Source organism: Sporolactobacillus sp. STSJ-5 (assembly GCF_024385605.1).
Taxonomy (GTDB): domain Bacteria; phylum Bacillota; class Bacilli; order Bacillales; family Sporolactobacillaceae; genus Sporolactobacillus.
Genome location: NZ_JANFOJ010000009.1, coordinates 51,214 through 64,817, shown reverse-complemented (window position 1 = coordinate 64,817; position 13,604 = coordinate 51,214). Strand labels below are relative to the sequence as shown.

At 40.8% G+C, this 13,604-nt stretch carries 13 protein-coding genes and 1 pseudogene; 9 read left to right on the top strand and 5 right to left on the bottom strand.

Annotated features, from left to right (window positions below):
* Nucleotides 1-11: 11 nt before the first annotated feature.
* Entirely contained in the window at nucleotides 12-908 is an 897-nt protein-coding gene (locus NOM01_RS10175) for a conjugal transfer protein (RefSeq protein ID WP_255748380.1), read from the top strand.
* A gap of 223 nt (nucleotides 909-1,131) precedes the next feature.
* Here NOM01_RS10175 and NOM01_RS10170 read toward each other — a convergent pair whose 3' ends face one another.
* Entirely contained in the window at nucleotides 1,132-1,401 is a 270-nt protein-coding gene (locus NOM01_RS10170; protein ID WP_155217829.1) for a hypothetical protein, read from the bottom strand.
* Nucleotides 1,402-1,568: 167 nt separating this feature from the next.
* Here NOM01_RS10170 and NOM01_RS10165 point away from each other — a divergent pair, with 167 nt between their 5' ends.
* Entirely contained in the window at nucleotides 1,569-2,135 is a 567-nt protein-coding gene (locus tag NOM01_RS10165; protein WP_010027048.1) for a YdhK family protein, read from the top strand.
* 174 nt (nucleotides 2,136-2,309) lie between these two features.
* On the opposite strand, the gene NOM01_RS10160 is transcribed toward NOM01_RS10165, so the two are convergent.
* Together NOM01_RS10160 and NOM01_RS10155 are read right to left on the bottom strand one after the other, a co-directional pair.
* Complete coding sequence (locus NOM01_RS10160) at nucleotides 2,310-2,549, bottom strand: SHOCT domain-containing protein (RefSeq protein ID WP_155217831.1); 240 nt, start codon at nucleotides 2,547-2,549, stop codon at nucleotides 2,310-2,312.
* A 60-nt stretch (nucleotides 2,550-2,609) separates the two neighbouring features.
* Entirely contained in the window at nucleotides 2,610-4,280 is a 1,671-nt protein-coding gene (locus NOM01_RS10155) for a multicopper oxidase family protein (RefSeq protein ID WP_155217833.1), read from the bottom strand.
* A gap of 545 nt (nucleotides 4,281-4,825) precedes the next feature.
* On the opposite strand from NOM01_RS10155, the gene NOM01_RS10150 reads away from it, so the two are divergent.
* From NOM01_RS10150 to copZ, 3 genes are all read left to right on the top strand, one after another.
* Nucleotides 4,826-7,225 carry a heavy metal translocating P-type ATPase gene (locus tag NOM01_RS10150; RefSeq protein ID WP_139692311.1) on the top strand — a complete coding sequence of 800 codons (2,400 nt, stop codon included), beginning with the start codon at nucleotides 4,826-4,828 and terminating at the stop codon, nucleotides 7,223-7,225.
* A 67-nt stretch (nucleotides 7,226-7,292) separates the two neighbouring features.
* Entirely contained in the window at nucleotides 7,293-7,508 is a 216-nt protein-coding gene (locus NOM01_RS10145; protein ID WP_100489391.1) for a cation transporter, read from the top strand.
* A gap of 64 nt (nucleotides 7,509-7,572) precedes the next feature.
* Nucleotides 7,573-7,788, top strand: a complete 216-nt coding sequence (copZ, locus tag NOM01_RS10140) for a copper chaperone CopZ (protein WP_100489390.1) — start codon at nucleotides 7,573-7,575, stop codon at nucleotides 7,786-7,788.
* A gap of 332 nt (nucleotides 7,789-8,120) precedes the next feature.
* Here the strand turns inward: copZ and NOM01_RS10135 are convergent, their stop codons facing one another.
* Nucleotides 8,121-8,318 (bottom strand): DUF1737 domain-containing protein, encoded by a 198-nt coding sequence (locus tag NOM01_RS10135; RefSeq protein WP_010025824.1) that lies wholly within the window; start codon nucleotides 8,316-8,318, stop codon nucleotides 8,121-8,123.
* A 193-nt stretch (nucleotides 8,319-8,511) separates the two neighbouring features.
* The gene (locus tag NOM01_RS10130; protein ID WP_010025825.1) at nucleotides 8,512-9,396 is read right to left on the bottom strand and encodes a cation diffusion facilitator family transporter; all 885 of its coding nucleotides are present in this window, start codon (nucleotides 9,394-9,396) and stop codon (nucleotides 8,512-8,514) included.
* Nucleotides 9,397-9,743: 347 nt separating this feature from the next.
* Between NOM01_RS10130 and NOM01_RS10125 the strand changes: the two genes are divergently transcribed.
* From NOM01_RS10125 to NOM01_RS10110, 4 genes and pseudogenes are all read left to right on the top strand, one after another.
* Nucleotides 9,744-10,100 (top strand): zinc ribbon domain-containing protein, encoded by a 357-nt coding sequence (locus NOM01_RS10125; RefSeq protein ID WP_010025826.1) that lies wholly within the window; start codon nucleotides 9,744-9,746, stop codon nucleotides 10,098-10,100.
* A 101-nt stretch (nucleotides 10,101-10,201) separates the two neighbouring features.
* On the top strand, nucleotides 10,202-10,564 hold the full coding sequence (locus tag NOM01_RS10120; RefSeq protein ID WP_029548228.1) for an ArsR/SmtB family transcription factor: 363 nt from the start codon (nucleotides 10,202-10,204) through the stop codon (nucleotides 10,562-10,564).
* Between the two features lie 80 nt (nucleotides 10,565-10,644).
* On the top strand, nucleotides 10,645-12,774 hold the full coding sequence (locus NOM01_RS10115) for a heavy metal translocating P-type ATPase (RefSeq protein ID WP_370646049.1): 2,130 nt from the start codon (nucleotides 10,645-10,647) through the stop codon (nucleotides 12,772-12,774).
* 111 nt (nucleotides 12,775-12,885) lie between these two features.
* Nucleotides 12,886-13,290: pseudogene (locus tag NOM01_RS10110) on the top strand (transposase); the annotation flags it as partial.
* Nucleotides 13,291-13,604: the final 314 nt, after the last annotated feature.

The window sequence follows — 13,604 nt, the reverse complement described above, 5'->3', positions numbered from 1 at the left end:
AGATTTAAGCTATGAAAATAAGAAAAAAAGAAAAGCAGCTCAAGTCCCCAAAGATCCACGTGATGAAAGTCGGAATCCACAGAAAATGGGTCATTTTTCTGTGGATTCTGCTGATAAGCAGTGTTGCTTTTGGCATCTACAAAAATTTTACCGCCATCAATAGGCACACGGTTCATGAAACAAAAGTGATTGAAAAACAAGTGATAGATATCAACCCGATCGAAAATTTCATCAAAAACTTTGCCAAAGTCTATTATTCATGGAAAAACAACCAGAATGTAATCGACCAACGGACAGAAGCTCTCAAAGGGTATCTGACTAAAGAATTACAGGATTTAAACATCGACACCATTCGCAGGGACATTCCTACCTCTTCTTCAGTTAACGACGTGGAAATCTGGAAGGTAAGGCAAATCGATGAACACGAGTATGCCGTCATTTTTTCCGTTGATCAGCTGATAACGGAGGGCGACACAAAAAAGGCGGTGAATGCCTCTTATGAGGTGGGAGTCTATATGGATAAAGCCGGAAACATGGTCATCGTCAGAAATCCCACCATTTGCGAGATTCCTGTGAAGTCAGGTTATGAGCCAAAAGCAGTAGAAAATGATGGTACGGTGAATGGAGGTACGACAGAAGAAATCAACGTATTTTTAAAAACGTTCTTTAAACTATATCCTACTGCAAGTAAAGAAGAACTGTCCTACTATGTCAAAGACAATGTGCTGAAACCGATTGGCAAGGACTATGTCTTTTCAGAGATGATCAATCCGGTGTATCGGAAAGTGGGCAATCAAGTGCAGGTTTCAGTATCCGTGAAGTATCTCGATCAGCAAACAAAGGCGACGCAGATTTCACAGCTTGATTTGACTCTGCAAAAAGATAAAAATTGGATGATTGTTAAATAAAAAATATTTCGGTTAGTTCAAAGAAGTTAAGCCATTTATCTCAGAAAAGCTAAAAATATCAGTAGAAGTATTGGATGAAAAAAAGAAGTTTAGCTTCTTGATTACTTTTTTCAATAAGTGCCTAATATTAACCCACCGGCTGCCAGTAGGTTTTTTCAGGACTCGGTGAAATATTCTCATACAGTCTTAATGGTTCAACTTCGTAGCATTATAAAAGAAGAGTTTATTCGGGCTGTCTTTTTGTCTTGACAGGAAAAATATGAGGGGAAACGAGAGAATGCATTTTTCTTTCGGGCTTTTTTTCTTTTATTAGGTGGACTAAAGTATCTCTTAAAATCATTGCCAAAGGTACTGTTTTCAATTTCAGTAACCACCTTAGTAATGCTTTTTTTATGGTACGAAATGCTTTAAGGCGTTCATCATTGATAAACTGATTCCGCATCTCGTATGTATTTGTATCCCTCAATGATTTTATCTGCTCTTTACTAGCCAACTGGCATACCTCCGTAGGAACTCAATAACCTTATTATAACGTAAGTACAAGCCCTGGAAGGGGGGACATCGCAGTTCCCAAATCTGACAGGGCATACGATTTATTTTCATCTTATAGGGTATATTACCTGATGTGATTAATTTTTATTGTGTCAGGAGTGATCAGCTTTGGCAATAAAAAAATTTTGCGTATCCTTTTTTTTATTAGTTCTTGTTGTAGCGTTAACTGGGTGTAGCACAAACCAGGGAACAAATGACAGTTCAAGCTCCATGAGCCATGATATGAATAGAGATCATGATCAGCACGCTATGTCGGATCGCGATGTTCCACAGGGCCTTGTGGCAACAATGAATCCTGAATTTAAAAAGGGGAGTAAAGTGACGCTGAAAACAGATCATATGTCCGGTATGATGAATGCTAAAGGAACGGTTGCCGGAGTTTATACTACTAATGTGTATACTGTTACTTATCATCCAACTAATGGTGGGAAGGTGGTTAGAAATCATAAGTGGGTTATCCAGCAAGAGTTACAGACTCACAACAAAGGACTTCTCAAAACGGGGACAAAGGTTAAGCTAAATGCCAGCCATATGCCAGGGATGATGGGCGCAGAAGCAACAATTGACAGTGCTAAGCAAACGAATATTTATATGGTCAATTATACCGATACTAAGACTGGAAAAGTGATAAAAAACCATAAATGGGTGACTGAAGATGAATTGATATCTCGATAATTCATCTATATTTTGATCATTATTCGTTCTTTCCTCTCCTTTTATTCAAGGTATACCGATGCTCATTTTGCAGATTTTAATTTTTCTATGAATTAGTAGCTACTCATGCAATAAAGTGAGGGGGAAAGTCATATTGACTTTCCCCCTTACACTTATTTAAGACCTATCACATGTTCAGTCATCCAAAATCTTTTTCATTTTTTTGTATTCATCCTCTGTGATTTCACCTTGGGCAAATCGTTCTTTTAAAATCACGTACCCTTGTTTATTGGTGTCTGAATGGTGATTCAATTTTTTAATTAGGGTAACTACTAGATAGATCACGGCAATAAACAGTGATAGTTGCACAAGCCATCCGATAAAACCCATACCTAAACCAAAACCATTCATCATACCACCATTCCATCCCATCATATCTACCACCACCTCTGAGACTATTGTAACATGATCGTTTAGCCTCTATTTTAAGAATACTTACTCTGGTTTATTGTTACTCGAAGAACTTGGAACATAACTTGAATGGAAATCTGTATACTGGACCTCGGTTATCATCCCTGCGTTCGCGTGATGCAGATCGTGGCAGTGAAACAGCCAGTTACCCGGATTATCGGCCAGGAAGGCAACCTCATAAGTTTCACCCGGTTTTACATTCAACGTATCTTTGTAAATGGGGGAACCGCTGACCGGTTTGCCATTTTTGCTCAAAACCTGGAAAAAGTGGCCATGGAGATGCATTGGATGGTTATTCATATGATCACGATTGACCAGCTTGACCTTCACGCGATCACCCGTTTTAACCTTAATCGGATCTGTATTTGGGAAGGTTTTCCCATTGATCGTATAGATCATCCCATTATTGTTCATACCTGCATTAAGGTTCATGGTATAGGTGACGTCGTATTTTTGATTCAGCGTAAACTCAGGTTTTGTTTTAGACCCGTAGTCAGCAAAGTTTATAGCCGGCAATTGTGTGCTTGCATTAGGTTGATCGGTTGTAGCCTTGCTACCTTCATAGTCAATTAAGGCCTTCATCCCGTTCGTACCCTTTGCTGTTCCATGATCTTCGATATACCATTTTCCCGGATTGTCCGCAGTAAAGGCTACATCATATCGTTCACCTGGTGCGATGGAAATGACCTGGTTTTTAACGGCCAGCGGATTGTTTATAGGTTGACCATCAGTTGCAATTACTTTAATGTTGTGACCATGGATATGAATGTTATGCGGGAGGTAGCCGGCATTAATGAAACGCAGCCGAACATTATCCCCTTTCTTGACCGTCAGAGGTTTAACCAGACTGCCGCTTTTTCCATTAATCGTGTACAAGTCGTACATGCTCATATTATCGGCCATCATATTCCCGGGCATATTCATGCCGTTGCTGTTTCCGCTATCTGAACTGCTGTTGTCCATATTATCCATATTCATTCCACTACTGCCACCACTATTTGAGCTGCCTTGATCTGAACCGCCCATATCCATGCCGGGCATGCTGCCCATTCCGGAATCTCCGTTGTTTTTATTGCTTTGACCCGCAGGTGTCATCGCTTTAATCTGACTGTTGATCTGATTTTTATCGGTCATCCATTCGTCCAGCATTAGGGTGTAATCCTTATCATATTTTTCTTTAGGATCTTCAACAATGAAGGCTCCATATAACCCTCGGTCCACCTGATTCACTGAATCCTGGTGAGAGTGATACCAATAAGTGCCTGCTTTGTCAGCAACGAACTCATAAGTGAAGCTCTTTCCTGGGGCTACCGCGTTTTGTGTGACACCTGGGATACCATCCATTTTATTAGGAACTGGATAACCGTGCCAGTGAATCGAAACGGGTGCAGAAAGCTCATTCTTTAAGGTGACACGCACTTTCTGGCCTTTTTGTACATGAATTTCCGGTCCGGGTGCTGATCCGTTAAACGTCCAAACTGGGACAGTAACGCCGTTGCTCAATTTTTGTGTCCCTTTTTCGGCAACAAGCGTAATATTTGGCCCTCTCAATATTTTGGGTGATTCTGAAGCAGCTGATTCGCTGCTCGCAGCCTGCTTGTTGGCTGTTTTGTTGCTATTTTCTGTAGTCGCAGAGCACGCAGTAATGATGAGTAGTGTGAAAATTGCCAGTGCGACGAAAAGAAACTTTTTCATGGGTACACTCTCCTTATCTCGTTTCCACAAGTGTATCGAACAAATGTGGAGAAACTGTGAAGATTTATAAATACTCAATAAAAATAAAGTTTAAATCAATGTATCTAGAGATCGTAATGATCAAGAAATCTATAGCTATTAAATGTTAAATATAAAAGGCAGAGATCGTATCATTCCTTAGAACTGAGGGAATAAGGAAACCTGATGTTTCTCTGATTTTCCATTTCTATTCGTGCTTGTTCGCAAATGATTTCAAAAAAGATATGATATTTTTCATATCCTAACAAAAACTACACATCTGTTTATTAGAATAAATGAGACCAAGGGATAAGCAGTGCCTTCATTTAATTACGAAAAGCCCCACGACTAGGTATAACAGATCGCTCAATTTATCATTTGACACGTATACCCCCCATGGGTATAATAAAGCTGAAAGAAGATGGCAGGAGCTGCTAACCTGAATCTTTAGTTGGAATAAATACAAATCATTTATTCTGGGGGTTCACATTGACTTCTGGATGAACGGATATAAGGGGATGAAATGGATGAGTTCAAAGGCAATGCAGATTGGGATTACAGGGATGACCTGTGCTTCCTGCTCGACAAGGATTGAAAAATCGCTCAATAAGATGGATGGCGTCGAAGCGAATGTCAACCTCGCATTGGAAAAAGCGAAGGTGACCATCCATGAGGAAAAAGCAAAACCCACGGACATTGTACAAAAGATTGAAAAGCTGGGTTACGGCGTGCGAACGCAAAGGTTGGATACGGATATTCTTGGTATGACCTGTGCCTCTTGTGCCGCGCGTATTGAAAAGGGATTGAGCCGTATGGCAGGTGTAGTATCAGCCCAGGTTAATCTAGCGACTGAGTCTGGAACTGTGATCTTTCAGCCCGGGATCACCGAACCTACTGCGATTTATGATCAAGTCAAGAAACTCGGTTACAAGGCTGTCCCGAAACAAGAACAGGCGACGGACGAAAAAGAGAAGGAACTTAAAAGAAAGCTGCAGAAACTGGTCTTGTCCGCTGTTCTTTCGCTGCCGTTGCTTTACACCATGATTGCACACTTGCCCTTTAACACAGGCCTACCGATCCCTCAGTTGCTGATGAATCCATGGTTCCAGCTCATCTTGGCTGGTATTGTGCAGTTCTACATTGGCGGCCAGTTTTATATCAGTGGTACAAAGGCTCTATTAAATAAGAGTGCCAATATGGATGTTCTGGTTGCACTGGGTACGAGTGCTGCTTACTTTTATAGCGCGTTCGAGACACTCCGTTATCAGTTTGGCGGACTCACCAGTCCTGAGCTGTATTTTGAAACGAGTGCGATTTTAATTACGCTTGTCCTGTTGGGTAAATATTTTGAATCACGTGCAAAAAGGCGGACGACTGCGGCGATTACTGAACTGATGGGACTGCAGGCCAAAGAGGCGACAATCATTGAGGACGGGAAGGAACGAAAAGTACCGATCGATCAGGTTGCTGTCGGTGATTTGTTACGTGTCAAACCTGGAGAAAAAATACCTGTAGATGGTATCGTTGTCAACGGCCGTTCTTCTGTTGACGAATCAATGATTACTGGTGAATCCATCCCTGTCGAAAAAGGAAAAGATGACAAAGTAATCGGCGCAACGGTGAATGCAAATGGAACGCTGACCATGAAGGCTGAAAAAGTAGGGAAAGATACGGCACTTGCCGGGATTGTCAAGATTGTTGAGGAAGCCCAGGGATCAAAAGCACCGATCCAGCGGCTCGCTGACAGTATCTCGGGTATCTTTGTCCCGATTGTGATCGGTATTTCGGTGCTGGCATTTCTTGTCTGGATTCTGTTTGTCACTCCCGGTCAGTTTGCCCCAGCACTGATTGCGGCTATTAGTGTCCTTGTGATTGCCTGCCCTTGCGCTTTAGGCTTGGCAACGCCGACATCCATCATGGTTGGAACCGGCAAGGGGGCTGAGAACGGCATTCTTTTTAAAGGAGGTGAATATCTCGAAACAACCCAAAGTCTGCAGGCTATTCTGTTCGATAAGACGGGGACAATTACTAATGGTAAACCTGAAGTTACTGACATTATTGCACTGAATGGCGCAGCAAAAGAAGAACTCTTAACGCTTGCTGCTTCAGCAGAATCAGCCAGTGAACATCCGCTGGCGCAGGCGATTGTTACCTATGGAAAGCAAAGCAGCCCGGATCTCCCATCACCGGATCAGTTCAAAGCTCTTGCCGGTTATGGTATTAAAGCAACTGTTTCCGGGAAGGAAATAGCAATCGGCACACGGCGGCTGATGAAAGAGGGAGACATTTCTTATTCTGAGACTGAGGAACGGATGAAGAAGCTTGAATCTGAAGGGAAAACGGCAATGTTTGTTGCCTACGATGGCAAACTTCAGGGGATCATTGCCGTTGCAGACACGATCAAGAAATCTTCGAAGCAAGCCATTGAAGAATTAAAGACACGTGGTCTTTCGGTGTATATGATTACGGGCGATAATGAGCGGACGGCTCAGGCGATTGCCAGACAGGCAGGCATTGACCATGTGTTTTCCGAGGTCCTTCCCGAGGAAAAAGCAGCTAAAGTGAAAATTCTTCAAGAAAAGGGACTGAAGGTAGCCATGGTTGGTGATGGAATAAATGACGCTCCGGCATTGGCTACAGCAGATATCGGCATGGCAATTGGCACTGGAACAGACGTGGCAATTGAGGCAGCTGATATCACATTGGTCGGTGGCGATCTGCTTCATATTCCAAAAGCGATTGATTTGAGTCGGAAAACGATGCGGAACATTCGTCAGAACTTGTTCTGGGCACTGTTCTATAATACGGTTGGCATTCCAGTGGCCGCACTCGGCCTGCTTGCGCCTTGGGTAGCCGGCGCTGCCATGGCCTTTAGTTCCGTATCCGTCGTGACGAACAGTTTACGTCTGAAACGGGTCAAAGTCTGAAATTGAAAGGTTTTTTGACTGAGAAGCTGTAGAGCATCAAAAAAGATGAAAAGGAGATTGACGACTTATGGCAAAAACAAAGCTTGATGTTAAGGGTATGATGGGAGACCACTGCAAGAATCTGGTGACTCAAACACTGAAGGGTCTTGATGGGGTATCTGCTGTCTCTGTTGATCTTAAAACTGGTGAAGCTGCTGTCGACTATGATGAAACGAAAGTACAATACGACAAAATGAAAGAAGCTGTCGAAGAACAAGGATACGATGTTGTTGGACAGCACTGACGTTTAAATCTGTCCATTCATCTTTAAATAAAAAATTTTCAGTATAAAAAAGGAGATTGAAACGATGGCAAAGACCACACTTGATGTAAAAGGTATGCATTGCGGACATTGTAAAGCCTCGGTTACAAATGCTTTAAAGGGATTAGATGGTGTATCTGACGTTTCTGTGGATCTTGAAAAAGGTAAAGCGTCAGTTGAATATGATGATGCAAGGATTCAGTTCAGTAAGATGAAGGAAGCAGTTGAAGAACAAGGATACGATGTTGTCGGACAGAATTAATTGTTAAGAAGTGCCTCGCCCGAAATGGGTTAGCGGCACTTTTTTTAATACCATAAAAGAAACAAGACAATGAATTAAAGTAAAAAAGCGGGTAGCTTTGATTCTGCATTCCCTGGAAAGTTATAACAAGGCGTCTGAGAACCCGCATCAGTAAAGGATGTCTAACATAATATCCTTTTTACATTGATATAAGAGCATAATATATCTTGCTGAGCTAAGAACTGTTGAAAAAAGCAATCCACGACAGGAGCACAAACGTGTGGATTACTTTTTTTGATTCATGCAGTGTAATGATCGCTTAACGATGAAAATGGTGATTTAGTTAATGTGGATCATATTGGAACGTCAGTTTGAGAGATTACTTGCTTCTGTGAGATAACAGCTTGGGCTACAATTACGTCTTCTCCATCAAATGTGCTTGATGGAGATCCATACAATTTATAACCTTCATCAAGCAATTTAGAAATTCTCTTACAAAAATTTGCATCATCTTTTCCTGTGATTAGATGATATCTAAGCTCATTCTCCAAATGAACACCTTCTTACCCTTGCTTTTTATTGTATATGTTGAGACGAATGAAGTCTAGGAACGTACTTCATTGTCTCATTATTAAATTGTCTTGCGACATAAACCTGGGGACTCGACCTGCAGTAACCATATAACCGGTTCAAAGGTATATGCTTCTTTCAAACGACTAATTATATAAGGACGCCTATTCAAAATTATCCAGTTACAATCGGTTTAGGTTCGACGTGGACATTAACCTCATAAATCCCATATTTTTTGATCAATACCTGCTCAACTTGGGTTGAGATTTCATGAGCATCTGTTAGTGCAGAATTATGATCAACGATAATGACAAGATCAACAACTGCATTATTACCGTAATTTCTTGCTTTTATATTCCTAATTTCTTCAACTCCATTAACGGACAAAATTGATTTTTGATAAGCGTTAATCTTTTTTTCATCGAATCCATCAGACAGGTTATAGGAGGATTCTCTAAAAATATCCCAGGCTGTCTTACAAATAAGGATTCCTACGGAAATAGCGGTCAGTATGTCAAGCCAAGGAAGATTAAACTGGGAACCAAATATTCCAACGGATGTTCCGATGCTGACCCAAGCGTCTGAGAGATTATCCGTTGCTGCAGCCATAACCGATAGACTATTTGTTTTTGTCGCCAGATTTTTGTTATATCGATAAACAAAAAACATTACAGCCGCACAAAACAGCCCTGTCCAAGCAGCAATAATATCAGGTGCTTCTTCATTCCTTTGGAACATGGATAAAATACCGTCGAGCAACACTTGTAATCCTACAGCCATCATGATAAAGGAAGCGACCATGGATGCTATGGTTTCGCTTTTCCAATGACCGTAGAGATGATCGCTGTCAGCTGGACGCTGAGATAGTCTCAATCCAATGAGTACAGCAAGGGAGGCAATAATGTCAGTTGAATTATTTAACCCATCAGCTCTAAGTGCTTGTGATCCAGTCGAAAAACTGATAAAGAGTTTTAAACTTGATAAGCAGAGATACGCAACAATGCTGATGATTGCTCCTCGTTCTCCACGCTTTAAGTTCATGTATTTTTCTTGTATCATGTTAGCGCCTTCTTTCCAACCATTCCGTTCATCTTAACAACCCAAACCCATGTGTGTCTACAGCAACCATTTTTGATGATGATACAAAATTAATTGACATGAAAAAGTGTTGCCCAACGCTAACAATAGCGACCGTTCTGGCACATTCTTAAGCTTTAATAAACCTGTAAAATGATCATTTCCTTTTATGGAAAGCTAGTCTGACAAGAAAAAATACAATTGAAATTGACAAATCAATTGTATGAGATATAATTTAATTGAACATATGATCATACGTTCATGTGTATGATCATTAAAGATAATTAACGCAAGTGATTACAAAGTTGAATAAACGAGGGGGCATAAAAATGTCAGATTTTTTTGAGCGTTTATTTGGAGATCGCGACGACGATCATCATGGAAAACACCACGATCGCCGTAGATATGGTTATCGTGGTGATAATCATCATGATGAAGAGCATGACCATCGTCGCAACGACCATTATAGTGATTATCCACCCTACCAAAACGACAGACCCAACGTTTTTCACAATGATTCCCGTGTAATTGTCTGTCAAAAATGCGGTGCTTCTAACAGTGCTACCGCCAAGTTTTGTTATGAATGTGGAAATAACCTACAATCAATAGCGGTTTGTCCGAGTTGTAAGTCGCCTATTGAAAACGGTGCAAAATTTTGTCAGGAATGTGGAACAAAAATTGGTTAACACTTTATATGAAAAGAGAAAATGATAATTTTGTACCTTTCATTTGAATAGTTGCTCATATATTTCATTAAAAAGGTGGTGTTCTCGTGGTAAGAACAAAAATGGGTTCAAACATTGATGTGGAAATTTGTGAACAGACCATTATTCATAAAGACGTCGTTCAAAAAGTAAGCAAAGCTATGTCAAACGATGAAGACTTAGAAAATGTGGCTGATCTGTTTAAAATATTTGGTGATCGTACGAGAATTCGTCTGCTGCGTGCACTGTATCAATCTGAAATGTGTGTTTGCGATATGGCATATTTGCTGGATATGACACAGTCTGCCATTTCTCACCAATTACGCATCCTTAAGCAAGCGAAATTGGTCAAGAACCGGAAAGAAGGAAAAGTCGTTTACTACTCACTGGCAGATCAGCATGTGATGCAGATTTTAGTTCAGGCTTATGATCATATCAAAGAATAAATAATGTGGAGAAGGGAGGAATTCAATTGAGTACACCAGAAGCAAAAATAAATAAAAATGCTACAGATACTGAAAAAAGGATCGAAAAGAAGGTAGTAATGGCTCCAATATATTTGGAAGGCATCGATTGTGCGAGTTGTGCTAAAAAGATTGAAAGAGCAGTGGGGAAAATTAATGGAATAAAAACTTCAACTGTTGATTTTGCAACACAAAAATTGTTTGTCGAACCTACAGGTGCGGTAAAAACAGATAAGTTGATCGATGACATTAAGCAAACTGTAACACGCGTTGAACCTGAGGTCAAAGTTACCTTGGGATCTAAGGGTAAGAGTGATGAACACAGTCATGATCATGAGAGCAGTAATACACAACAACTGATTATTCGTTTAGCGGTGAGTGGGGCGTTGACAGCTATTGCAGCTCTCTCACCCATTCCTTTCATTTTGGATGTTTCGCTGTTTGTGATCGCCTATGCCATCATCGGTGGCGATATCGTTTATCGGGCTTTTAGAAACATCCTCAGAGGACAAGTATTTGATGAAAATTTCTTAATGACGATAGCGACTCTAGGGGCTTTTGCTGTTGGACAGTTTCCTGAAGGTGTGGCTGTTATGCTCTTTTATCAAATCGGAGAACTGTTTCAGGGCATTGCTGTCAATCGCTCACGCAAGTCGATCAGTGCACTAATGGACATTCGTCCGGATTACGCTAATCTAAAAGTGAATAATGACATCAAAAAAGTTGCACCTGAGGACATCAGCGTTGGCGATGTCATTATGATTAAGCCTGGTGAAAAAGTGCCTCTTGATGGAAAAGTTATAGATGGTCGTTCGATGGTTGATACATCAGCTCTGACCGGGGAATCTGTTCCAAGAGAAATTGAAGTAGGCAACGACGTGCTCGGTGGATTTATTAATAAAAATGGTCTCTTAACGGTAGAAGTAACCAAAGTTTATGGTGAATCGACCGTTGCAAAAATTTTGGACTTAGTCCAAAATGCCAGCAGCAAAAAAGCACCCACAGAAAACTTTATTACGAAATTCGCTCGTTATTACACGCCTGTCGTCGTAATTGCGGCTGCGGCTTTAGCTTTTATTCCACCTTTGGTGATACAAGGGGCAACCTTCTCTGAGTGGATTTATCGTGCCCTTGTCTTCTTAGTGATCTCTTGTCCATGTGCCCTGGTTGTTTCCATACCTTTGGGCTTCTTTGGGGGTATCGGGGGAGCATCTAAAAGTGGTGTTCTCGTAAAAGGGAGCAATTATCTTGAAGCATTGAACGATGTCAAATATGTCGTTTTCGATAAGACCGGAACATTGACTAAGGGTGTCTTTGACGTTACAAACATTCAACCGGAGAACGGTCTTACGGCAGAGAAATTATTAGAGTATGCAGCTTTCGCAGAAATCCACTCTAGTCATCCGATCGCCCTGTCGATTCAAAAAGCGTATGGAAAAGAAATCAATGAAAGTCGCATTCAAGACTACAATGAAATATCGGGCCATGGTATTCAAGTGACCGTCGATGGGAAAGAAATTTTAGCCGGTAATGCCAAACTCATGAACAGAGAGCACATTGCCTTTGAACAAAAATCCGTTGTCGGTACTCTCATACATGTTGCGATTGATAAAAAATATGGGGGATACATCGTTATCTCGGATGAAGTTAAAGAAGACTCAGCCAGTGCGATTCAGAAGCTAAAGGCATTAGGGATTAAGAAAACGGTTATGTTGACTGGCGATGCCAAATCCGTAGGCGAGGCAGTTGGTCGTCAGCTTGGACTGGATGAAATACATGCAGAACTATTACCTGACCAAAAAGTTGATGAGATAGAAAAACTCGATCAACAAAAAACAGCGAAGGAAAAGCTTGTTTTTGTCGGAGATGGTATTAACGATACTCCTGTATTAGCCAGAGCTGATGTAGGTATAGCAATGGGAGGATTAGGGTCCGATGCAGCGATTGAAGCTGCAGACGTCGTTATTATGACAGACGAACCTTCTAAAATTGCAACAGCAATCAATATAGCTAAACGTACACGTCGTATTGTATGGCAAAATATTATCTTTGCCATGGGAGTAAAGGGAATCTTCCTTATTCTTGGTGCAGTGGGGATTGCGACCATGTGGGAAGCCGTATTTTCAGATGTCGGCGTAACCCTATTAGCAGTACTTAACGCTATGCGTGTCTTAAGAATTAAAAACGTGTAATCTGCAACAAAATATAAGATAAATAAAAAATATATGAAGCTGGTTGTTCCTGACTTGAGAAGGAATAATCAGCTTTTTATGTAACGGTCTATAATGGGCTCCAGAATCTTCGCTCAAGAAAGCGAAGAGTATCGGATTATCCAGTCGATCCCCGGTATTGGTCCTAAAAATCGCTGCCATGATTTTATCTGAAATCGGAGAGATTGGCCGGCTTAATCATGCGAAAAAACTTGTTGCCTTTGCCGGCGTAGATCCTAGCGTTTATTCGTCTGGTAAGTTCACAGCCAACAACAATAGAATCACCAAACGAGGTTCTAAGCGCCTACGCCGTGCTTTGTGCTTAGCCGTCCAGATCGGATTAAGACGCTCTTTTAATAAAAAGATGAGTGCCTTTTATCAGAAAAAATGAGAAGAAGGAAAGTCCTATAAAGTCGCTTAATAGCCTGTGTAAATAAGATTCCTCATTGGATTTACGCGTTATTAAAACGTAAAGAGCCCTTCCAGGATATAACCTAAAACAAGTATACCACCAAATATTTCCAATATATGGAGGGTTATTTGGCGTACACATTTTCAGTTTCACACGATCTTTTATATTTTAATAGAAATACCTTGACAAGATATTAGCTGGTTTTTTGTCATGAAACCCGTGGTTAAATACGAGTATGTCAACATTAGCAAACAACTGTTTTCTTGAATGGCTAATTATACACCAGAAAAATGCTACTTCACAGTTCTCCTAGTAAACAACTTTATTTGAATTTATCAACTTCTAGAGAAATATCACTTTTACATGGTTTCTACACATTTAACGTGTAATCTTATTGCAG

Bases quoted from the DNA above. Each gene is read 5' to 3' on its own strand.
- NOM01_RS10175 (WP_255748380.1), top strand. From the start codon at position 12: ATGAAAATAAGAAAAAAAGAAAAGCAGCTCAAGTCCCCAAAGATCCAC.
- NOM01_RS10160 (WP_155217831.1), bottom strand. From the start codon at position 2,549: ATGATGGGATGGAATGGTGGTATGATGAATGGTTTTGGTTTAGGTATG.
- NOM01_RS10155 (WP_155217833.1), bottom strand. From the start codon at position 4,280: ATGAAAAAGTTTCTTTTCGTCGCACTGGCAATTTTCACACTACTCATC.
- NOM01_RS10150 (WP_139692311.1), top strand. From the start codon at position 4,826: ATGAGTTCAAAGGCAATGCAGATTGGGATTACAGGGATGACCTGTGCT.
- NOM01_RS10145 (WP_100489391.1), top strand. From the start codon at position 7,293: ATGGCAAAAACAAAGCTTGATGTTAAGGGTATGATGGGAGACCACTGC.
- copZ (WP_100489390.1), top strand. From the start codon at position 7,573: ATGGCAAAGACCACACTTGATGTAAAAGGTATGCATTGCGGACATTGT.
- NOM01_RS10130 (WP_010025825.1), bottom strand. From the start codon at position 9,396: ATGATACAAGAAAAATACATGAACTTAAAGCGTGGAGAACGAGGAGCA.
- NOM01_RS10125 (WP_010025826.1), top strand. From the start codon at position 9,744: ATGTCAGATTTTTTTGAGCGTTTATTTGGAGATCGCGACGACGATCAT.
- NOM01_RS10120 (WP_029548228.1), top strand. From the start codon at position 10,202: ATGGGTTCAAACATTGATGTGGAAATTTGTGAACAGACCATTATTCAT.